This is a genomic window from Pseudomonas sp. GW822-FHT02D10 (assembly GCF_058802345.1).
In genome coordinates this window covers 1-644 of sequence record NZ_JBXAOB010000042.1, presented here as the reverse complement: position 1 = coordinate 644, position 644 = coordinate 1, and the positions used below count along the sequence as shown (strand labels likewise).

General features: G+C 59.5%; 1 protein-coding gene. It reads left to right on the top strand.

Going from position 1 to position 644, the window contains the following annotated elements; all coding sequences use genetic code 11:
* Positions 1–644, top strand: a 644-nt coding sequence (locus AC1RPZ_RS27335) for a DUF6531 domain-containing protein (protein ID WP_493141020.1), incomplete at both ends; no start/stop codon positions are given.

Here is a 644-nt window from a genome sequence, read left to right as displayed (position 1 = left end):
AAAAAAGTCGCGGCCCGAGGCGTCGCCGCGGGTCTGAAAAAAGGTCGGATGCAGCTGCGTTGGAATGGTCGCAAGAACACCACGCTGAAAAAACACGAACCTCACGTCGACGCCCCGACTCAGGCGAAAAACCCCAACGGCGACAGCGCCGATTCGGCAGATAAAACCGCGACCCACAACTGCCCGGTGTCGATGGTTACCGGCGAAGAACTGCTGACTCTGATCGACGGTTCGCTGGACGGAATTTTGCCGTTCGACTTCACCCGGCTCTATCGCACCAGTGCGGCGGAGATCGATTGCGGCCTCGGTTTCGGTTGGAGTCATAGCCTCGCCCATCGACTGGAAATCGACGGCGACAATGTCATCTGGATCGACCACGAAAATCGTCGCACCTCTTTTCCATTACCGAACGTCGAGCGCCCGGCGATTCACAACAGCCTGTCGCGGGCGGCGATTTATCTGGGCGATGAACCCGAGGAACTGATCCTCGCCCAGGCTGGCGAAGACGTGCGTTTCTATCACTTTCATAACGGTCGGCTGACGACGATCAGTGACGGTTACGGCAACCGACTGCGCATCACCCGCGACCGTCAGGAACGCATCAAGCGCCTCGACAACGGCGCCGGTCGCGCCTTGCTGTTGCG